Source organism: Embleya sp. NPDC055664 (genome assembly GCF_053618075.1).
Map to the genome: position 1 here is coordinate 133,470 of NZ_JBSHGZ010000025.1, position 20,832 is coordinate 154,301.

The 20,832-nt window shown below is 68.6% G+C and carries 19 protein-coding genes; 10 read left to right on the forward strand and 9 right to left on the reverse strand.

Annotated elements, in window-relative coordinates:
- Positions 1–190: 190 nt before the first annotated feature.
- Both ACWGR4_RS32320 and ACWGR4_RS32325 read right to left on the reverse strand, forming a co-directional pair.
- Entirely contained in the window at positions 191–2,752 is a 2,562-nt protein-coding gene (locus ACWGR4_RS32320) for a cation-translocating P-type ATPase (protein WP_452131794.1), read from the reverse strand.
- Positions 2,753–3,023: 271 nt separating this feature from the next.
- Complete coding sequence (locus tag ACWGR4_RS32325; RefSeq protein WP_452131795.1) at positions 3,024–3,566, reverse strand: DUF4303 domain-containing protein; 543 nt, start codon at positions 3,564–3,566, stop codon at positions 3,024–3,026.
- 367 nt (positions 3,567–3,933) lie between these two features.
- On the opposite strand from ACWGR4_RS32325, the gene ACWGR4_RS32330 reads away from it, so the two are divergent.
- The gene (locus ACWGR4_RS32330; RefSeq protein ID WP_380010657.1) at positions 3,934–4,290 is read left to right on the forward strand and encodes a hypothetical protein; all 357 of its coding nucleotides are present in this window, start codon (positions 3,934–3,936) and stop codon (positions 4,288–4,290) included.
- Between the two features lie 223 nt (positions 4,291–4,513).
- On the opposite strand, the gene ACWGR4_RS32335 is transcribed toward ACWGR4_RS32330, so the two are convergent.
- Complete coding sequence (locus ACWGR4_RS32335) at positions 4,514–5,701, reverse strand: GyrI-like domain-containing protein (protein ID WP_452131796.1); 1,188 nt, start codon at positions 5,699–5,701, stop codon at positions 4,514–4,516.
- Between the two features lie 267 nt (positions 5,702–5,968).
- On the reverse strand, positions 5,969–6,913 hold the full coding sequence (locus ACWGR4_RS32340; protein WP_452131797.1) for an NADP-dependent oxidoreductase: 945 nt from the start codon (positions 6,911–6,913) through the stop codon (positions 5,969–5,971).
- 83 nt (positions 6,914–6,996) lie between these two features.
- Between ACWGR4_RS32340 and ACWGR4_RS32345 the strand changes: the two genes are divergently transcribed.
- From ACWGR4_RS32345 to ACWGR4_RS32355, 3 genes are all read left to right on the forward strand, one after another.
- A complete protein-coding gene (locus ACWGR4_RS32345) occupies positions 6,997–7,584 on the forward strand; it encodes a TetR/AcrR family transcriptional regulator (RefSeq protein WP_380010648.1) in 588 nt (195 codons plus the stop codon).
- Between the two features lie 48 nt (positions 7,585–7,632).
- A complete protein-coding gene (locus tag ACWGR4_RS32350; protein ID WP_380010645.1) occupies positions 7,633–7,971 on the forward strand; it encodes an NIPSNAP family protein in 339 nt (112 codons plus the stop codon).
- An 85-nt stretch (positions 7,972–8,056) separates the two neighbouring features.
- Positions 8,057–8,497, forward strand: a complete 441-nt coding sequence (locus ACWGR4_RS32355; RefSeq protein WP_380010642.1) for a hypothetical protein — start codon at positions 8,057–8,059, stop codon at positions 8,495–8,497.
- Between the two features lie 385 nt (positions 8,498–8,882).
- Here ACWGR4_RS32355 and ACWGR4_RS32360 read toward each other — a convergent pair whose 3' ends face one another.
- From ACWGR4_RS32360 to ACWGR4_RS32370, 3 genes are all read right to left on the reverse strand, one after another.
- Positions 8,883–11,390, reverse strand: a complete 2,508-nt coding sequence (locus tag ACWGR4_RS32360; protein WP_452131798.1) for a capsid cement protein — start codon at positions 11,388–11,390, stop codon at positions 8,883–8,885.
- A 746-nt stretch (positions 11,391–12,136) separates the two neighbouring features.
- Entirely contained in the window at positions 12,137–13,078 is a 942-nt protein-coding gene (locus ACWGR4_RS32365) for a TIGR04222 domain-containing membrane protein (protein ID WP_452131799.1), read from the reverse strand.
- 194 nt (positions 13,079–13,272) lie between these two features.
- Positions 13,273–13,713, reverse strand: coding sequence for a VOC family protein (locus ACWGR4_RS32370; protein ID WP_452131800.1), 441 nt, complete (start codon positions 13,711–13,713; stop codon positions 13,273–13,275).
- A gap of 274 nt (positions 13,714–13,987) precedes the next feature.
- Here ACWGR4_RS32370 and ACWGR4_RS32375 point away from each other — a divergent pair, with 274 nt between their 5' ends.
- The 3 genes from ACWGR4_RS32375 to ACWGR4_RS32385 all read left to right on the forward strand — a co-directional run bounded on the left by ACWGR4_RS32375 (position 13,988) and on the right by ACWGR4_RS32385 (position 16,693).
- Positions 13,988–14,602: a cysteine hydrolase family protein gene (locus ACWGR4_RS32375; RefSeq protein WP_380010627.1), complete on the forward strand. Its 615-nt coding sequence runs from the start codon at positions 13,988–13,990 to the stop codon at positions 14,600–14,602.
- A 245-nt stretch (positions 14,603–14,847) separates the two neighbouring features.
- Entirely contained in the window at positions 14,848–15,210 is a 363-nt protein-coding gene (locus ACWGR4_RS32380) for a peptidase inhibitor family I36 protein (RefSeq protein WP_380010624.1), read from the forward strand.
- 163 nt (positions 15,211–15,373) lie between these two features.
- Positions 15,374–16,693 (forward strand): alpha/beta hydrolase, encoded by a 1,320-nt coding sequence (locus tag ACWGR4_RS32385; protein ID WP_452131801.1) that lies wholly within the window; start codon positions 15,374–15,376, stop codon positions 16,691–16,693.
- A gap of 89 nt (positions 16,694–16,782) precedes the next feature.
- On the opposite strand, the gene ACWGR4_RS32390 is transcribed toward ACWGR4_RS32385, so the two are convergent.
- Positions 16,783–17,889, reverse strand: coding sequence for a sigma-70 family RNA polymerase sigma factor (locus ACWGR4_RS32390; RefSeq protein ID WP_452131802.1), 1,107 nt, complete (start codon positions 17,887–17,889; stop codon positions 16,783–16,785).
- Positions 17,890–18,069: 180 nt separating this feature from the next.
- Here ACWGR4_RS32390 and ACWGR4_RS32395 point away from each other — a divergent pair, with 180 nt between their 5' ends.
- From ACWGR4_RS32395 to ACWGR4_RS32405, 3 genes are all read left to right on the forward strand, one after another.
- Positions 18,070–18,198, forward strand: coding sequence for a hypothetical protein (locus ACWGR4_RS32395; RefSeq protein ID WP_452131803.1), 129 nt, complete (start codon positions 18,070–18,072; stop codon positions 18,196–18,198).
- Positions 18,195–19,682 (forward strand): MFS transporter, encoded by a 1,488-nt coding sequence (locus ACWGR4_RS32400; protein ID WP_452131804.1) that lies wholly within the window; start codon positions 18,195–18,197, stop codon positions 19,680–19,682. The genes ACWGR4_RS32395 and ACWGR4_RS32400 overlap by 4 nt, the downstream gene beginning before the upstream one ends.
- 300 nt (positions 19,683–19,982) lie before the next feature.
- Positions 19,983–20,396, forward strand: coding sequence for a VOC family protein (locus tag ACWGR4_RS32405; RefSeq protein WP_380010609.1), 414 nt, complete (start codon positions 19,983–19,985; stop codon positions 20,394–20,396).
- Positions 20,397–20,453: 57 nt separating this feature from the next.
- Here ACWGR4_RS32405 and ACWGR4_RS32410 read toward each other — a convergent pair whose 3' ends face one another.
- Positions 20,454–20,807 carry a VOC family protein gene (locus ACWGR4_RS32410; RefSeq protein WP_380010606.1) on the reverse strand — a complete coding sequence of 118 codons (354 nt, stop codon included), beginning with the start codon at positions 20,805–20,807 and terminating at the stop codon, positions 20,454–20,456.
- Positions 20,808–20,832 lie beyond the last annotated feature (25 nt).

The following is a 20,832-nucleotide window of genomic DNA, read 5'->3' on the forward strand; positions in this document are numbered from 1 at the left end:
CGCTTCATCCCATGTCGGGTGAAGGGCCGAACGGCCCTACGGGCGGGGGCCACACGGGTCGATGCCGCAGACCGGGAGGTGCCACCACCCCAGTCGTGCGTCGAGCAATCCGCATCCGGGACACCACGCCGGCGGACGGCGTGGCCGGTGGGGCGTCGTCGTGGCCGTGAGCCGTACCCGCGACCCGGTGCTATCCGCGAGCTCGCGCCCCACGCGCCGCGATCCATCGGTCGGCGCGGGCGGCGAGGAAGCCGAGTACGGCGCCCGCGAGCGGGATCAGGAGGTCCCCGGGCGGGAGGGCGTGCGTGCCCAGCAGGTCCCGCAGCATCGGCACGTACACCCCGGCCAGGCCCAGGGCGGCGGAGGCGAGGACCGTGATCGGCAGGAACGGGTTGGCGCGGGTGAGCAGCCGGGTCCGCAGGCCCGTGACGACACCGAGTTGCGCGCCGAGCAGGGTCAGGAAAAGCAGGCTCTGCCAGGCTCGCCCGGTCTGGTCGCTCCACGTCCCGGCGGCAAGGCTGACCGCGGTGACGCACAGGCCCAGTCGCAGGATCCGCTGCCACAGGCCGTCGCCGAGAATGCTCTGCTCGGGTGGGCGGGGTGCGCGCCGCATGGTGCCGGGACCGGCGGGTTCGGCGCCGAGGGCGACGCCGGTCAGGCCGTGGGTGAGCAGGTTGATCCACAGGATCTGGGCGGCGAGCAGTGGCAGGGGCAGTCCCAGGAGCGGTCCGAGCATCATCACGGCGATCTCGGCGGCGCCCCCGGACAGGCCGTAGACGAGGAAGCGGCGGATGTTGTCGTAGACGCGCCTGCCCTCCTCCACCGCGACGACGACGGTCCCGATCTCGTCGTCGGCCAGGACCAGATCCGCCGCTTGGCGGGCCACCTCCGTGCCGCGTCCACCCATGGCGACCCCGATGTCGGCGCGGCGCAGGGCGGGCCCGTCGTTGACACCGTCTCCGGTCATCGCCGTGACATCGCCCCGGGCCTGCCAGGCCCGGATGATCGTCAGTTTCTGCTCCGGGGTCGTTCGGGCGAACACCCGTGCGGTGGTCGGGTCCCGTTCGGGGTCGTTGCTCAGGTCGGCGCCGGTCAGGACGGTGGTGTCGCCGTCGCGCAGGATGCCCAGACGAGTGGCGACGGCCCGTGCGGTGGACGGGTGATCGCCGGTGATCATCACGGGCGTGACACCGGCGTCGTGGCATGCGGCGATGGTGGCGCGGGCGGCCTCCCGAGGCGGATCGCTGATGGCGATCAGACCGAGCAGGGACATGCCCTCCTCCGCGGCCTCCGTGCGCTCGGGTACGGCGTCCAGGCGGCGGGTCGCGACGGCCAGGACCCGGTATCCGTCGGCCGCCAGGAGATCGGCCTCGTAGCGCGCGGCGTGCAGGTGGTCGGGGTCGGCGGTGACGAAGCGCGCACTCAGCACGACCTCCGGGGCGCCCTTGAGGACGGCTCGTAGGCGGCCGTCGTGCTCGCGGTGCACGGTGGTCATACGTTTGCGGTCGCTGTCGAAGGGAGCCTCCGCCACCCGAGGGTGCTCCTCGCGCAGCATGGCGAAGTCGATCCCGACCTTGCCGGCGGCGGCGAGCAGGGCCGCCTCGGTCGGATCCCCGAGCGCCGACCACTCGGGGTCGGTTCCCGGGGGTACGAGAGTGGCGTCGTTGCACAGCGACGCCGCGACGAGCAACTCGCGGATGTCCGGAATGGAACCTTCGTCGAGTGGTCGCCCGTCGACGAGCACCCGGCCATCGGGCGCGTAGCCCGTACCGGTGAGTTCGGCCGTCGTCCGGGCGGTCCACACTCGTTCGGCGACCATGCGGCCCTCGGTCAGCGTGCCGGTCTTGTCCGTGGCGAGCACCGTGACGGACCCGAGCGTCTCGACGGCGGGCAGGTTGCGCACGATGGCACCCCGTGTCGCCATCCGCCGGGCGCCCAGGGCCAGTCCCAGGGTGACCACCGCGGGCAACGATTCGGGGACCGCGGCGACCGCCAGACTGATCGCGGTGACCGCCATCGACTCGGTCGGCTCCCCCCGGATCAGCCCCAGGACGAAGACGAGCAGGCACAGCCCGACGACCACGGCGGCGAGTACCCGTCCCAGGTGGGCGAGTCTGCGCTGCAACGGGGTCGGGCCGGGGCGCTCCTGCATCAGGGCGGAGATTCGCCCGAGGGCACCGCGTGCGCCGGTTGCCGTGACCTCGGCCAGCGCTCGGCCGCGCATGATCACCGTGCCGGCCTGGAGCACGTTGTCGGCGGTGGTCTCACCGGCCGGATCGAGCGCGGACTTGTCCACCGGCACCGATTCACCGGTCAGGGCGGCCTCGTCGACGAGCAGGCCCGACGCCTCGTACAGGACGGCGTCGGCGGGCACGATGTCGCCCTCGTCCAGCCGGACGATGTCGCCGGGGACCAGATCCGCGGCGGCCACCTCGCCTTCGGTCCCCTCGCGCACCACCCGCACGGTCGGCACCGACAGGTCCGACAGGGCCGTGACGGCCCGGTCGGCGCGGATCTCCTGAACGACGCCGACCAGGGTGTTGACCGCGACGACGAAGAGGATGACGGCCGTGTCGGCCGGATCCCCGGTCAGCGCGGTCAGGACGGCGGCGGCCAGGAGCACCAGGATCAGCGGATCGCGCAATTGGGCCGTCACGCGCGTCCACACCGGAGTCCGTCGCGCCTGTCGAACGACGTTGGGGCCGTGTTCGGCGAGCCGCTCGCGCACCTGTTCGCGGGTCAGTCCGCGCACGAGAGCGGGGTGCCTCGCCGACGAGGTCGGGGCCGGGGGCGTGTGGGGCACGGTCGTTCACCGATCTGTGGGATTGTTCTGCGGCGGACGGCCGGCAAGGCCGTCTTTCTTCGCCGGCTCACCCGCCCGAATCTGCTCCCGGCCACCGGCGACGGGCAGGGCCATTCGGCCCGGTGGGCGCGACGAAGGACCCCCGTTGCACGGTCGTCGTACCACCTCCGACGACTTCGCGGGTCGTCGTTTTGCTCCGGCGGGAGGAGGGCCGGGAGCTTCAGAGTGGTGATGCGGGCGAGTTCTCGGCCACATATGCGGCGACGGCCGCCGGAGGATTCAGGGCGCAGGCGCGGGCGGCGTTTTCGACCTCGTCGCCGGGGATCTCGACGACGGCGACGATGGACAGGCGTTGCTCGCCGTGGCCGAAGAGTCCTTCGGCGTCGAGGCGGGCCATGGCCGCGACCATCGCGCGCAGCCGCAGTTCGAACTCGGCCTCCGCCTCGTCGTCGGGGAGTTCGAAGACCTGCGGTCGGGCGTCGAACAGGCTGCGGATCGGGGCGAGGTGGCGCTCCCCGTAGGTGCAGAAGGGCGAGTCCGCGTAGGACCACCGCAACATGTCGGCCTCGGTCGCGGATCCGCCCGACGCGGCGGCCAGGGCCTGGGTCGACCAGGCCGACAGCGACGGCCCGAAGACCTCGCCCGGCGTGACCAACGCGCAGTAGTAGAAGTCGTGTTCCGGGTATTCCCGGAACAGGTCCGAGACGGCGGCACCGGCGGCCCGGTACACGGCTTCGGTGAGGTTCGCCTCGGTCGGTATCACGTCGACTCCCTTGTGCGTGTGCGTGCGGCGCCCCGGCCGATATCGCCGCGAGGGGGCCAACTCTCGCAGACGGATGCCCACACGGCGGAACCACGCCGGCGATGCCGCGTGGACCCGTGCGGAAACCGCATCCGCCTCGGGATGCAAGAACGCCACAAGTCCGTTGCCTTGCAAGCGAGTTCAACCCGGCGATCGAGGTCCGATCCCCGGCGGCCGGCACGACGGCGGTACATCGACGTGCGGGTGTAGAACGACCGCGGTGGGGATGGATACACCCCACGTTTGACGCGCTCGGCCGACCCCGTGGATAGCGTCGTCCTGCCATTGCAAACCAATGACAGACGGGAGAAAAACCATGAAACGACGCATGATCACAGGGCTCGTCGCGGTGGCGGCGTTCGCGGCGTGCTCCGGGACGGCCGTCGCCTCGGCGGCGCCCGCCGCGCCGTCCCAAGAGGTGAGCGTGCTGGGCCGCTGCCCGGAGACGAAGAACGTCTACATCAACGGCGCCGAGGCCCACTGGACCGTTTGGTGTTCGGGCAGCCGGGTCTACGTCGACGGGTACGTGAAGGACACCAAGGCCGACGGAAAGTGCGCCGAGGTCTACGGCAGCGTCGGTTCGGTGGCGGTCAACAGCGCCAACGCCTGCCCCAAGGGCAACAAGAAGACGTTCGCCTGGAACGCGTCCGGCAACAGCGTCTCCCTGTACCTGCGTCTGATCTGATCCGCAGCGACCGTGCGTCCGGCCGTGATCCGTACCGGGATCACCGGTCGTCGCGGCCCTGAACGCGGGGGGACTGCCCGTCCGCTCCGGACCTGCGCGTTCCGACCCCGGCGTCGAGATCGGGGTCGGAACGCGTCCGGCGCAGCCTACGAGTTCAGGTCCACCCAGAGGTGCCGGTTCGTGGCGTGCGCGTGTGGTTCGCCGACGAACCGGTGCCGGGATTCTACGAGTTGTCGGGCTGCTCGATGGGTTGGACCGGCTGGCGCAGGACGGTCTTCATCTTCTCCGGGGCAGTCTTGCGTGGGTCGCTGAGATAGATCTCGTGGTGCAGACCTCCGTGCCGTAGGCCGTTGGCTTCGAAGTAGGTGTGGTGGAGTTCGTGCAGGATGGGCCCCTCGTCGTCGTAGGGGCCGATGTGCAGCACCTGGGCGCTGGGTCCTTCGTGCAGCGTCAGGTGTCGTACCTCGGAGATCGTGGGCAGCTTCTTCTTGGCGAGGGCCGTGTCCTTGGCCTCCTCGATCATCGTCTTCGTGATCCAGGGGGGCATGGCGATGAGCATCGTCCAGTTCCAGCTGTCCTTGGCGCGGGTGGTGAACACTTCCGGCCGGTCCGCCCACCACAGGCCCTCCAGCGGAGCGACGACGAAGTCGCCGGCGTCCGTGCGCTTGGCGGCGAACTTCAGGGTGTAGGCCACCGAGTACAGGGCTGCGACCGCGTCGGCGTAGGCGGATGAGGTGTTCGGATCCCCGGCGCCGTCGACGGCGATGAACTGCTGCTCGGGGACGTCGACGACGGCCCACGTGGTGTTCTTGGGCGCGTACAGCCCCTTGTGCTCGCGCTTCACGTCGTACGGGGTCATCCGTGCCGCACCTTCCTGGTCGTGGGGTGGTGTGTCGAGCGATGCTCGGTAGTCGGACAGCCACTTCGCCTCGGCCGACAGCTGACCGAGGGCGTGGTCGAAGATCGCGCGGACGAAATCCGGGGCATGCCGGTCCGCGGTGGCGGCCCGGCCGACGTGTTCGATGCGTTCCGCGAGTGCGCGGGAACGCCGATCGAGGGCGGCGAGCAGGCGCTCCCGGTCGATGGCCGGGGCATTGGCCAGGCCCACCAGGATGCGCGGGAACACCGGATGCAGCTCCGTGATCGCCTCCTCGGCCGCGGCGGCGCATGCCCGGTGCCCTTCGGGCGTCGCGGTGTAGACCTTGCGCGTCTTGCCGCCCGGGGATCGGGTCGGGTCGGTCTGGGTGATCAGGCCCCGCTCTCGAAGTTTGGTCAGCAGGTAGTAGATCGAGCTGAAGCCGATCTCCGTCCATTCGCGCATGCCGCGCTCGGAGATCACCTCCTCCAACTCGTAGCCGTGCCTGGGTTGCTCCACCAGCAGGCCGAGCAACGTGAGCTCGGCAGCGGTCATGCCTCGGTCCATGGCGCTATTCTAGTACTAGAATAATGCTCCGTGCCGGCGGCGACCGCTCCGGACGGATCGCCGCCGGCCGTGGCCCGGTGTCGCCAGTGGCGGGAACCGGCCACCGACGGGGCGTGTGGGCCCTGTCGCGCAACCTTTCCGTGCGGCGTACCGGGCCGGTTTGGAAGCGGGTGGTGAAGCCGGCGACGGTGTGGAGCCGTTCGAACGACTGGGTCTGAGCCCGGCGCCGCGACGAACGGAGCGTGGGCGCGTCGTTCAGCGCAGACGAGGTCCCGGCGTGATCACGATCTTGCCGTGGACGTGGCGTCCGGCCTGAAGCGTCACCGCGTCGCGGATCCGCTCGATCGGGAAGGTCGCGGCGATCGGTACGGTGATCCTGCCGTCGAGGATCGCGTCGGTGATTTGCTTCATGGCATTCGGGTCCGCGTCGAAACCGCCGGTCGCGCGGACGCCGCCGGGAGGATTGGGCCCTGCGGCGATCGTGGCGATCCGCTCGGGCGGCACACCGAGCGCGAGCGCCGTCTGGGCGGTTTCGACGCCGAACAGATCGGTCGCCGCGATCACGCCCTCCGGCGCCAGGGCCCGTACCCGCTCCGCCAATCCGGGGCCGTAGGCCACGGGCTCGACACCGAACCGGCGCAGGAACTCGAACGTGCTCTCCGCCGCGGTCCCGATCACCCTGGCGCCGGCGAGCTTCGTGAGTTGGATGGCGAACACGCCCACACCCCCCGCGGCGCCGCCGACCAGGACGGTGTCGCCCGAACGCGGTTCCATCACCGCCAACGCGGCGGCGGCGGTCATGCCGGCGACCGGAAGCGTGGCCGCCACCTCGTCGCCGATGCCCTCCGGCGTGTGCCAGAGCGGCCCGGTCGCCTCGGTGGGCGTCGTGACCACCACAAAATCGGCGACGGCCCTGCCCAGCGCGCCGCCGAAGACCCGGTCGCCCACGGCAAAACCCGTGGCGCGAGTGTCGACCTCGTCGACGACCCCGGCGAAGTCGAAACCGAAGCCGGATGGTGTGGTGACGCCGAAGCGGGCCGCGACCTCGGGCTGCGCGGCGATACCCCAGTCCATGGGATTCAGACCGGCCGCCGTGATGCGAACGCGGATCCCGCCCGGCCCGGCATGCGGTTCGGCGACCTCTCGCACCTCCAGCACCTCGGGTCCTCCGAACGTCTCGTAGACAACGGCTCGGCTCATGCGTATCTCCAGCGGAAACGTGACGGGACTTGGTCTCATCACCGTAACACCAGTGACGGGACCAAGTCCCGTACGATGTCCTCATGGCCCGATGGCAACCCGACGCACCCGAGCGACTCGTCCTCGCCGCCCTTGAACTGTTCGAGGAACGGGGCTACGAGAACACGACGGTGATCGAGATCGCGGAGCGCGCCGGGCTCACGAAGAGCACCTTCTTCCGGCACTTCCCGGACAAGCGGGAGGTGCTGTTCGGCGGGGGCGGCATGACCGGATTGCTCGTCGACGGGCTCGACGCGGCGCCGGCCGGGGCCGGTCCGCTCGAAGCGGTGGCGCATGCTCTGGACATGATCGGCGCGCAGGTCTTCACGCCCGATCGTCGCGAGTTCGGCGCCCGGAGGTCGGCGGTGATCGCCGCCAATCCGGAACTGCGCGAACGCGAAGCGTTGAAGGGACTCGGCCTCACCGCGTCGATGATCGACGCGCTCGAGCGCCGCGGCGTGCCCGACCTGACCGCCCGCGTGGCCGCCGAACTGGGCGTACTCGCCTGGAAGATCGCCTACCAGCGCTGGGCGGACACGGCCAACGACGACACCTTCGGCGAACTCGCACGACGAACACTCGCCGAGGTGCGGGCGTCACTCGTTGCCTGCGGCGTAGCGGCTCCGGAATGATCCGGCACGAGCCGTGATGGAATCCCCGAGGCGGGGAAGAGTACGCGGATGATCACTTGCGTCGTCCACTACACGATCGATCCCGGCAAGATCGAGGCGTTCGAACGCTTCGGGCGTTGTTGGATGGAACTGGTGGGTCGTCACGGCGGGACTCACCACGGCTACTTCCTGCCCGCCGAGGGGGCGAGCGACCGGGCCCTGGCCCTGTTCAGCTTCCCCGGCCTGGCCGCCTACGAGCGTTATCGCGAACTGTTCGGCGTGGACCCCGACTTCGTGGCGGCGGACCGCATTCGCGACGACAGCGGGTGCGTCGTGCGCTACGAGCGCACATTCATGCGGCCGCTGCTGCCCGAGGACGTCGCTCCCGAAACGGCGCCGCGGGATTGACCGAATCGGGCGTCGGGCCTGCCTCCGAGGCTCCGCCGAGGTCCTGGTGTGCGGGGACGGCCGCCGGACAGGCTAGTTTGCTCGAATGAGTCTTCTTGATGACGTGGCCGAACGCGACGGCCGGCGATGCTGGGTGTGCGACGAACAGGTCGACCTCGACAAGTCGGTGAACGACCCGCAAGGGCCCAGCGTCGACAGTCGGACCGCCGACCGGAAGGCCAAGGTCGCCGAGCGGCTCGCGCACCGCGGGTGCAACAGCCGCAAGGGCGCGGTCAAGGTGGCCATCGCCTGGCCGGAGCGCCTGTACGTGGTCGAACCCGCGCCGTTGATCGCCGTTGCCGCGAGGTTGGAGCGCAAGGGGGGCCGTGAGATCGTGGGCCGCTGTCCGACCGAGGGCGACGCCCGGGAGGCGGCGGACTGGCTCGTGGACCGGTTCTCCCGACTGGTACCGGGCCTGCCGGTGACCGCCGACGTCGAGGCGGGAGGCGGCCAGTTCCTGGTCGTCCTGACCACCGGCCGCCGCTGACGGTGCGCCGCCCCGCCGCCCCGGTGATGCCCGGGCGGCGGTCCTCGCCCCGACACGAGGTTCCGGTAAGGACGCTGTCAAGGAAGCGCCGGGCAACGTGAGCGTGGGCGATCGGGTTGCGCCGGATCTGTTCATCGACGTCGCGCCGAAGGTGGTGGCCGGCCGGCGGGCGCGGGCCGCGGTGGAGTCGCCCTCCCACAGAACATCCTCTTCAAGCTCGCCGAGGGCCGGGATGACACCCCGCCACAACGGCGCTCCGGTAACGGCGACGCTCCTGCCGATCGTTGCCGGGAATCAAGGAGCCCCCGCCGAGTGCCGCCTGCTATGCGAGCTCCACGCTGAGCTGGGCGCCCAATTTGTGCCATCAACGTTCACCACGCCCAGCTCACTCGATGGCGGAATCCAACAGGTGCGCCGCTCTCAGCTTGGCAAGAAGTGCGTTGAAATCCTCCCTCAGCTTGCCAATTTCCGTCGCGTTCGAGTTTTTCTGATCCGGCACGCTCTGTGGAATCTGTTCAAGGCACCTTCTGTTTGCGGGAACATCCAAGTCATAGAGTGTCACCCACTCTAGGTAATTGTCCTCAGTCACCGCTCCAACCTGCTGGGGCTGGTTCGGGTTCCAGGACGACGGCTGACTTGGACCGGAGACCTTGAGGTGCGGGTCCAACGGGTCACCGGGTTTGTATGTCGTCAACAGATACACGAAGTCATTGGCAGGCGTCGACTTGACGGTTTGCCCTATTTGGTAGTGCGTCCCGGGAGTCCAGGTACGAGCCAGTTTCCCCCTTCCACAGGGAGCCTGCACCGCCCACCCGATCGGGCCTTGGCGCGTTGAATCATTGTAGGCATTGAGGATCAGATCACCCGGGCGGTAGAAGTAGCAGCTACCCACCGAGGTATCGAAGGGAGTTCCGCTATAAACTACACCGATTCGCCGCTCACCGTTATTGTCAGGTCTTCCAATCCACGCTTCCGGAAGCATCAGCGCGCCGGGAACCGGACCGTTCTCGTACGCGGTTTGATAGTACGTATGGAAAGGCGCTCCGCTCAGCATGGACGTTTCAATCCTGCCCTTGCGAGTGTCAGGAGGACGATCTGTCCGGACTTGGGTACGGAAGAGGGAAGACCCATTGCCGACGGGATTCAAATGACTGTCCAGCGGGACAGAATCAAAATCCTGAATGATCGTGGAATCCGATTTGCTTCCGAGGGTGTTGGACGTTATGACCATTGGTCCGGCGTCGACGCCCGGCTCCACTTTGCCCAAGCATTCCCATGTCACACCGCCATCTTCTGTCAGGCTCCCGGTCGTTGTCTTCCAACCAGGCTCACCACTCGGATGGTCGGGAAGAACAACCCCGCGAGTACGCCCGGAATTTTGCGCTCGATACAGGTATCCTTGCGCTATGGATCCTTCCCCGCCCGTCTTCAGCTCACCCTGGTCGATGTAAATACCCCCCAGGACGATCCGATAAAATTCCACCTTGGAAAAGTTATTGTTTACTTTCAGGGCCGAGGGTCCAGGTCCTCCTCTGACGGCGCCATAGCCCCAGTACGTCGAGTCTGGGGTGATATCCATGTCCCCTCCGACTACAGCGATATTCCCTCCCTTGAATACCGCTGGCGCATCCACTTCGGCGTAGCAGCCGAGGTACACGGAGTACGTGATTGAACTGTGCTCGGAGCTGATGTTTCGGTGCTTGTTTGCTGCGGTGTGACACGCAATGAAGGTGCAGCCCAAAAACGAATTATCATGAATTCCATCACGCCCATTACCGGAGGCGTCAACACTCATGATCAGCATGGCGTTGGTCTCGTTGTTGCCCTGACTCTCGCCGCCGATATCGAGCCCATGTTGGCCATTATTATCGAGAACGCAATCGCGTATCTGCGTTTCGTTGGCATCAGCGTGCGGCGTAAAAGGCGGATCGCTTGCGTATATCGTTATTCCGTTACGCCTGAAGCCAGAGACCCCAATCGACGCGATCAATGAGCCGGTTGCCAGAACCCGTACGGCGTCCATTTGCCGGGCTTGATGAAAGGTTTTAGCAGATATCCCTTGGTCGGGGCACGACTCGAGGGTGAACTGACGAATCTCAGCATAGTCCGCACGAGCACGAGAGGGCACTTCAGCCGATTCGGAGGTGGTGGTCCAGGCGCCCGTCAGGGCAATTGCGCAATAGACGGTTTCCCCTCCGACCGGACCGATACCGGTCGCCCTGGAGAGGTTGAAATCTGCCGGCTTCGGATCGTCGGGTCTGCCTACTACATCTGCAAGTATGCGAGTATTTTTAGTACCACTGAGGACACGCCCCCCAGCTCCCTCCAGAATGCAATGCTGTCTGACGACAAGAGGGCTGGTAATCCGATAGTCTCCTGGAGGAAGGTAGACGACTTTGCCGTCGGACACCTGCTCCGTATCGAATCCCGTTTTGCAATCCAGCGCTTTGAATCGCGTTGCGCAGTCCAGGGCTGCTTGAAGTGGGCCCGTGTCGTTGGCCTTTCCGTCCCCTATCGCTCCAAAGTCGAGCACGTTCAGCCGCGTGTCGCGGTGGGGCCGGATGGTCACCATTCCCGAATTATCACAGTCGCCGATCCAGTTCGGAGCGCTCATGCATTTTGCATTCGAAGCGCGCACGATTCGTCCCGAGCTGTCGACGCCAACCGCGCCGGCCCGACCGGGGTCCAGCGGGACATTGAAAATACCGCCTATTTGAACTGTGACGTCATGTCCGATGTCGGCCCTTTCCAGAGCAACCCCAAAGAACGGAGTGGTATGCAACTTTTCCTTCTCGACAGCAGGGGTTACGGTGGTCGGTGATCCAGTGGTGCGGACCGCTTGGCCGGCTTTGACGTCCTGTGCGGCTTTCATGGTGAAGGTGACAGTGTCCATCGGAACTCCTAATTCCGTTGGGACTCCGTTGGCAAACGCAGGTCCAGGGAACACGTCAGTTCCGGGAGGGTCTCAGCGGTGGCCGGGCAGTGGTCCGCGCTAATCGGCGCCGGAGGTACTACTTAATCCTCTACGGACGTCTCCTATAAGGATAGACGCGGCAGGGCGTCTCGGCGATTTCAAGTGGCCACCGCCGGTGCCGTGGTCCGGGCCACCGTGAAGGACGACGCCAACGCGCCCGTACGCGACGCCCTCGCATCCATGAACTCAGGCCCTTCTTCCACGCCCCGGCTCGGCGCAGCCGACCAGTTCGACTCGAAGACGGCGCAGCCTCTCGCGGCACGGCTTCGCCGCAGTTCATGTGGGTCCGAGCAGGGTGAGCGGTCAGCGGCGTCGCGGGCGTGGGCATTGTGCCGAAGGGCGGGAGCAGTGCCGGTCTTGCCGGTCAGGCGGCGGTCACCGATGGCAGGTTGCGCCAGGTCGCCATCCCGGCGTGGGAGTTGAGATCCAGGTCGTCTGCTTCGAGAGGCATCTTCGTCTGACCCTGCCTGGGCTCCGCCGTCTGGCACTGCGCACCACTGCCGGCTTCGACGACATGATGCGGGCGGCGATCGACCTCGGCGGTGACACGGACACCGTCGCCGCTGAGCAAAGACCTCGCGGGGGCGTACTACGGGCTGGATGCAACCCCGCCCACTGGACGCAGCCGTTCCTACACGCACCCCGACACGGGCGGCCCGATTCGCTCAATCGCATCCGCATCCGCCGCATCCGCATCCGCCGCATCCGTCGTGACCGCCGCATCCATCGGTGGCACAGCCGGTTGGGGAATTCCACACGTCGGAGGCGAACTCGGCATCGTGAGTGCCCGACCCTCGAATCGACTTCAGCAGCGCCGTACGTGCCGCGGAGGGCTCCAGCGCGGTGAGGCCGAGACAGGCGACCGCCATGAGCGTCGCGGTCTTCGGGGCCTTTCCGCCGCCGGCCGGGCGTACGGCCCGAAGTGCGTTCACATCGGTGCGCATCGCCTTCACGACCCGGCGTCCGGTGGCACTCGCCCGAACCGGTGTGTCCCCCAGCGTGACCGCGATGGAGAACGCGCCGACGCAGGACAGACCGAGCACGGACGCGGGCGCGAATTCGAGGCCGCCCCCGAACGCCGAAAGCAGCACGAACAGAGGGATCCCGCCGGCCGCGACGGCAAGCATCACGTAGGTCGGGATTCGAGCCCGGCGCCGGCGCTCGGGCGCGACGACCAGACCACGCTCGACCAGACTCCCCTCCATCGCGACGAGCGGTGCGTCGGGCCGGCGCAGTGCCTCGACGGCACTGCTCCGCGAATGGCCGCGGCGCAGCCCGTCGAGTACGCAGTCCACGACGGGATCGTCGTCGCGGACATCCTTCCCGTCGACATCGGGAGGGGAGGAGACCCAGACGCGCCCGTCGGACCCGACCTCGATCCGGCCCTGTTCGAGCAGCGCCGCGAGCACCGTGTCCGCCACCCGGGCCGCGCCGCCCGCCAGGAACGCCATGTCGTGGTCGCGGATCGAGTGCCGGTCGATGTCGCGGTCGACCCGACCGCGCGCCAGACGACGCCACACGAGCGCGAAGACCGATGCGATGCCGGTGATGGCGAGGTACAGGACCGGATATTGCAGATCCCACCGACTCAACGTCGCGAAAGACATGCCGACCCCCTGGTGTACGGCTGTCACGCACCCTGCGATCGCACCATAGCCACACCCGCCCGCCGCCCGTCAGAGGCAGTTCCCTCTCGGCCGCGAACAGGGCCGCCATCCAACCCGGTTCGGCGCGTGACCCGACATCCTCACCGGCGTCGGCGGCCGACACGGTCGACCTCGCCCGGCCGTAACCTCCCTGTTCAGCGCAGGTGCTCGGCCAGGCCGACGATGATGCCGTCCGGGCCGCGGAGGTAGCAGAGCAGGTAGGTGTCCTCGAACCGGGCGATCTCGCCGACGAGTTCGGCGCCGTGGGGGCGCAGGCGGGCAATGGTGTCCTCGAGGTCGTCGACGGCGAACATGACGCGGTGCGTGCCCAGGATGTTGTGCGGCCGGTTGCGCGGCCCGGCGGTGATCGGTGCGGGGTTGCGGTACTTCGCCAGTTCGAGCCGGCTGTGCCCGTCCGGGGTCCGGAGCATTGCGATGTCACAGTGCACGCCCTCGAGTCCGGTACAGCGGTCGGCGAACCCGCCCTCGACCTCGCCCCTGCCCTCCGGTTCCATACCGAGTTCCACGAAGAACGCGATGGCGGCGTCCATGTCCTCGACGACGATCCCGACGTTGTCCATCCGCTGAATCGCCATGCCGATGTCTCCCTGTTTCTCGTGCGGCCGGTGCCGGCTGCGCTGCTGATGTTCCCGGGACGTAGCCGGTGACACGTTCTCGACATCCGCGGACCCCCGAACTCCACAAGATTCGGACCGCGCGTCGGCACGGACAGGGCAGAGCCGAATCGGTGAGTCGTTCGAACGCCACCCGACCGGCCCATGCCCGAGGTTGTCGTTGTGCCGGTGTTCCGCGTCCACGTCCGGCAGACTGGCCGGTGCCGTTGACGGTCCAGGCCACGAAGGAGCCGCCATGTCCGAGACCCTCCGCCTCGATCCGGCGAAGACCGCGCTCGTCCTGATCGAATACCAGAACGACTTCACCAGCGAGGGCGGCGCCCTCAACGGCGCCGTCGCCGCGGTGATGGCGAAGACCGGCATGCTCGCGAACACCGTGGCCCTGGTCGAGGCCGCCCGCGCCGCGGGCGTCACCATCATGCACGCGCCCATCACGTTCGCCGCCGGATACGGCGAACTGTCCCGTCACCCGTACGGCATCCTCAAGGGAGTCGTGGACGGCTCGGCCTTCGTCAAGAACACCTGGGGGGCCGCGATCGTGGACGAACTCGCGCCGGCCGAAGGGGACATCGTGATCGAGGGCAAACGCGGCCTCGACACCTTCGCGAGCACGAACCTCGACTTCATCCTGCGGAGCAAGGGGATCGAGACGATCATTCTCGGCGGCTTCCTCACCAACTGCTGTGTCGAGTCGACGATGCGCACCGGGTACGAGAACGGCTTCCGCGTCATCACCCTGTCGGACTGCGTCGCCGCCACATCCCAGGAGGAGCACGAGAACGCCATCACCTACGACTACCCCATGTTCTCGCTGCCCCTGACGTCGGCCGAGGTCATCGCCCGCCTCTGACGACACACCACACCCGCGACAGAGCGCGGCGGGCCCGAACCCGCCACTCGTGCGACGCTCCCGGCGGTCGACGAGCATCCTTTCGGGTGATCGTGGGCTCGGCCGCGCTCGCAAGTGCACGCGGATGCGTACGATCCTCACGTCGGCCGCCCCGGCCACCGACGTCGCGGGTGGGCGATCGGGAGCGAAGGGGATTTCGTCGGCACCTTCGGGGGACTCCCGTCCGCGTGAAAGGAAGTGCCACCATGACCTCCAGGACGCGCGCCGTCGCAACGGCCGCCGCATTGCTGGTCGGAGCCGTCGCGATCACTGCCTCCCCGGCGACGGCGAGCACGGCTTGGCCGTGTGGTGACGGGAAATTCTGCATCTACTACGGCGCGAACGGAACCGGCGCGCACTACGAACTCGAGGACGGCGCCTCCGACCTGAGTGTCCTGTCCGGTCGGCTCAACGACCACGTTTGGTCGGTCCGGAACAACACCAAGGACGACTGGTGCCTGTTCCGCGACGCCGGCTACAGGAACAAGATCCTCAACATTCTCGACGGCCAGACCATCAACCTCCAGTCGCCGCAGCGGGACCAGGTGAGCTCCACCCGCCGCTGCTGACCCCACCACCCGGAGGCGGCGCGGCCCCGGCACGACCCGGCCGAGGCAGCACGGTGCCCGGTCGGCTCGACGTCCGCTGCAACCCTTCGCTTCCCATTCACGTATGCCTTTGAGATCGCCGGAGTCGTCGAGACGCCCGGTGCGCGAAGACATGGAGGCATACATGGGGATTCGGGACTTCCGGCGAGCAACGATCGGAACTGGTTGGGCCCGAACGTGCCTGGCCGCAGCGGCCGTTGCGGCGCTGCTCGTGGTGCCGGCGCCGGCCGAGGCGGCGAAGGTGGCGGGCGGGGTCCAAGCCGGCTCGCACCGGGTCGCGTCGGTGCAATACAACCTCGGCGACCGGGCCTTCGTGCCGCCGCCGGTCGAGGCGGGCCAGTACGAGGGGGCGAACGAGCTTGCCGGGGTGGTCCATTACCCGACCGACCTGGCACGCGGGCGCTTCCCGTTGGTGGTGATCCAGCACGGTCTGTGGGACACCTGCGCCGACCGCCCGGCCTCCGTCGACCTCGCGGCGGCGCTCAAGGCCAGGGACGCGGCCATGGCGGCCGGCGACACCGCCGAAGCCGAGCGACAGCAGAAGTTGGCGGACATCGCCGGCGGCAAGCTGCGCGGTTGGCCGTGTGCGCCGGGGACCGAACAAATCTCCAGCAAGAACGGATACGACTACCTCGCCCGGGACTTGGCCGCCCAAGGCTTCGTGGTGGTGTCGATCGGTACCAACGGCATCAACGCGACGTCGTTCGGGCAGGCGCCCACGGTGTACCACGCCCGAGCCGCCCTGCTCAATCGGCATCTGGCCATGTGGCAGCGGCTGTCCGCGACCGGCGGCGGCGAACTCGCGCACCGCTTCACCGATCCGCGCGACGGCAGGCCCCGCCGGGTCGACTTCCGCGGACGCGTGGACATGGCGAACGTCGGCACGGTGGGCCACTCGATGGGCGGCGGCGGGGTCATGCAGCAGGCCGCCGACCTCCGCCGGGGCGACTGGCCGGCGGGTGTGACGGTGAAGGGCGTGTTCGCCCTGGCGCCGACCGGCAACTGGGACAACGAGCCGGTCACCCGCGTCCCGTTCGCGGTGATGTGGGGTACGTGCGACGCGGTGCGCGGTGGCAACTACTTCGAGTGGAACGCCGGACGGAACACCGTCCCGATCCACAAATTCACCGTACACGGAGCCAATCACGCCTTCTTCAACACCCAGTGGTCACCGAGCAGTGGCCAGGTCGGCGCGCAGGACGACGCGGTACCGGGCAGCAAGCCCGGTACCTGCCTCTCCCAGGACGATCGCAAACTGGACGAGGTTTCGCTGACCGAGCCCACGCAACGCACCCTCACGAGCGCGTACGCCTCGGCGTTCTTCCGCCGCTACCTCCACGGCGAGACCGGGTTCGACCCGATCCTGTCCGGCACGCGGCGCCCGCCGGGCGTACCGGCCGACGTCGTCGACACCCAGGCCGACCACCCGCTCCCGACCGGCTGAGCACACGCACCTGACGGGCCGCCCGAACCGGCCCGTCAGGTCCCGGCCGAAGAGGGGAACGCCGGCAACAGGACGGCGCCGCACGTCCGTCAGTCCGGTTCGGGGAGAGTTCGGGGAAGTCCGAAGCGCGTCAGGACGTTGGCGGTGAAGCCGGTGATGGCGGCGATGTGATCGCCGGCGGTGGTGACGACCAGGAGTGCGTAGGCGCGGTGGACGCCGGCGTGGGGGTCGGCCACGTACAAGCCGAAGGCCGGCTGCCCGTTGGCGCGGGTGGGTACCACGCGGTAGCCGCGGCCGGGGCGGAAGGTGACTGCGGCGAAGAAGCGTTGGGCCGATTCGATGCCGCGGTATTCCAGCATGGCCGGGGGCATGGAGATTCTCACGTCGGTGACGAGCAGGTCGATCAGGGCGTCCAGATCGGCGCGTTCCAGGGCGTCGGTGAGCCGGGTCACGAGCCGGTGTTCGGCGGCGGTGTCGGGTCGGCGGGCGGGTATGCGGCTGCCTGTGCGGCCTGCTCCGTCGGCGTTGGCGTCGGCGTTGGCGTCGACATTGACGTCGGCGTCGGCGAGGCGGTTGTCGACGGTGGCGCGGGCGCGTTTGAGGGCGCTTTGTACCGACTCCCGAGTGGTATCGAGCATCTCGGCCACCTCGCTCGCGCGGTAGCCGAGCACGTCGCGCAGCACGAGTACGGCGCGTTGCCGCGGCGGCAGCAGTTGCAGGGCCGTGATGAACGCGAGCGAGATCGCCTCGGTGGTCTCGTAGCGGGCCTCCGGTCCGGGGCGCTGGTCGACGAGGCGGTCCAGCAGTACGTCGGGGTAAGGCTCCAACCAGGACGGGGCGTCCCCGGCGCCGCTGGGTTCGGGCAGGGTGGCCTCGGGCAGCGGGAGGGCGATACGGGGGCGGCGGCCGTCGGCGCGCAACATGCTCAGGCACCGGTTGGTCGCGATCCGATACAACCAGGTCCGCAGCGACGACCGTTGGCCGAAGTCGCCCAGGCCGCGCCAGGCGGACACGAGGGTTTCCTGGAGCGCGTCCTCGGCGTCCTGCAGTGACCCGAGGATGCGGTAGCAGTGCACCTGCAACTCGTGGGAATGGCCCTGGACCAGGTCGTGGAACGCGTGCTGGTCGCCGGCCCGGGCCCGAGCGATCAGGTCGGTCGTGTCCATCTCCGTCTCCATCCCCATCTCCACCGGCATGCATCATCCTCGCTTTTCTTCTTTCCGCAGGGGCGTTCGGCGCGCCTACCGATACAGACGCCGCCGAGCCCGCGCATTGGGCGGTGTCCGTGCGCCCGATTCATGGCCGGGCCGGTGTCCACCCGGTTGGAGGCGGCCCCGGTCCGGGGCCGCCCCGCCTACGGAACAGGACCACAGACCATGACCGAGTACGTTTTCCCCTTCCGCGCGCCCTCCGACCACGCGCCCCACGCCGGGACGGCGGCCGAGTGGCGGGCCTGGTTCGGCGGGGTCGAGGTCGGCCCCATGCCGGAAGCCGCCGCGTCATGAGCGACACCACGACCGCGTCGACGCCGCAGGGGTCGTTCCTGGCGACCGGACGCGGCAAGATCACGCTGGCGCTGCTGTGCGCCGTGACGTTCCTGGACGTCATGGACGGCTCGATCGTGAACGTCGCGCTGCCGACCATCCGCACGGATCTGGGGTTCTCGGTGCAGAACCTGCAGTGGGTGGTCAGCGGCTATCTGATCACCTATGGCGGATTCCTGCTGCTGGGTGGCCGGGCCGGGGACCTGCTGGGCCGGCGGCGGCTGCTGATCGCCGGGACGGTGCTGTTCGCGGCCTCCTCGCTGGCCTGCGGGTTGGCCGCCGGTCAGGGGATGCTGGTCGGCGGCCGACTCACCCAGGGCTTCGGGGCGGCGATGATGTCGCCGGCCGCGCTGGCCATCCTGACCACCACGTTCCAGGGCGCCGACCGGCACAAGGCGTTGGGCATGTGGGCCGGGATCAGCGGGGCGGCGTCGGCGGTCGGGTTGCTTTTCGGCGGGCTGCTCACCCAGGAGTTCGGCTGGCGGTGGGTGTTCTTCGTGAACCTCCCGATGTGCGCGCTGGTGCTGTTCGGGGCGCTGCGGATCCTGAAGACCGACCACCGCCGGTCCGTGCCGGGCGACTTCGACGCACTCGGCGCGATCCTGGTCACCGCCGGCATGCTGCTGCTGATCTTCACGCTGGTCAAGGCGCCGGACGCGGGCTGGGGTGCGGGACGCACCATCGGCGGACTGGTCGCCTCGGCGGCGCTGATGGCCGCGTTCGGGGTCAACGAGCAGCGGCGCGCCCATCCGCTGGTCCCGTTGTCGATCTTCCGGATCAAGGGGCTGGCGGCGGCCGATGCCACCCAGGTGATCGCCTGGGCCGGGTTCTACTCGATGTTCTTCTTCGTCACCCTGTACATGCAGAACGTCCTGGGCTATTCGCAGCTGCGTTCCGGGCTCGCGTATGTGCCGGTGAGCGTCGGCATCGGGTTCGGCTCGACCGTGGCGACGAAGATGTTCGTGCGCACCGGTACCCGTCCGATCATCGTCTCCGGTGCGCTGCTCGCCGCCGGCGGCATCCTGTGGCTCTCCCGCATCCCGGTGGACGGCACCTATCTCGGCAACCTGCTCGTTCCGTTGGTGATCATGGGGACCGGGCTGGGGCTGCTGTACGCGGGTGTACAAACGGCCGCCAACGCGGGCGTGCCGGAGGATCAGGCCGGATTGGCCGCAGCCCTGATCACGACCTCCTTCCAACTCGGATCGGCGCTCGGCCTGGCCGTGTTCAGCGGGATCGCGACCAGCCGTACCAACCACGTGCTCGCCGCCCACGCCTCGCCCGCGCAGGCACTCACCGCCGGATTCCAGCGGGCCCTGCTCATCGGCGCCCTCTGCCTCGTGGCAGCCGGAGCCATCGCGCTACGCGCCTCCAACACCCGCGGCGAACCCGCCGGGACACCGGAGACCCGACACAACCCGAAACCCTCCTACGACCCCGCGTGACACAACACAGCGACCCCGGGACGGCGGGCGTGCAACGCCGTCCCGGGATCGTCTTCACGGTGTGGGGCGCGCCACGATGCCCACCCTGCCGGTCATGCGGCCCGAACCACGGCAACCGATGGACTGCTGCTCCGGAATCCCCTCGTCGGCGGGGCGATGAGTTCGCCCGCCGCCCGCAGTCTTCCACTGTGACACCCACCCGTGTCCGTGTTTGTTCGTGTTCGTGGAGGAGAGATGAAGGCCGGAATGAGCAACCCGATTCGGCTGTCGCCACCGGGTGCGCCGACCCGAGGAGGCCGCGTGAAGACGCTCTTCGTTTCCTACCGTGTCACCGACCTGGACCACTCGCTCGGGTTCTACACCGCGCTGGGCTACGTCGAACTGGGCAGGGTCCAGGCAGGCGACGCGGGTCACCTCGCGATTCTCGCCTTCCCCGGCGAACCGGCGGCCTCGCTCGAACTGGTCCACCGCTCCGACGGCGGACCCGTCGACGTGGGTACCGGTTTCGACCACCTCGCGATCCAGGTCGACACACTGGCCGCCACCGTCGAGCGGCTGACCGCCGCCGGCCTGGAGCCGGGACCGGTCCGGTACCCGGGCGGCCCTCGCGGCCCGAAGACATCGTGGCTCACCGACCCGGACGGCTACCGAATCGAACTGGTGGAGTGGCCCCCCGACCACCCCGACGGCATCACCGCCGCGGACTTCTCCTGAGCACACCACCGAACACCCGGCGCGGCCTGCGCTCAGCGCTTCCGCCGGCGCTTTCGCTCAGCTCTGCCGCTCGCTCAGGACGCAGAACTCGTTGCCCTCCGGGTCGAGGAGGGTCACCCAGTGCTGCTCGCCCTGCACGGTGTCGGCGCGCCGGGCACCGAGGGAGAGCAGCCGGGCGACCTCGGCCTCCTGGTCGTCGGGGCGGAAGTCGGGGTGGAGCCGGTTCTTCGACGTCTTGCCCTCGGGGACAGGCACGAAGAGCAGCCCCGGCATCCGGTCCGGCTCGGGTCGGATCTCGATGATCTCCTCGGATTCGTCGACCACCACCCAGCCGAGAGCCTCGGCCCACCAGCGCCCGAGAGCGACAGGGTCGGCGGAGTCGACGATGATCTGTTCCCATTCCAGTGCCATGGGCCCGAGCATAGACAGGACCGGC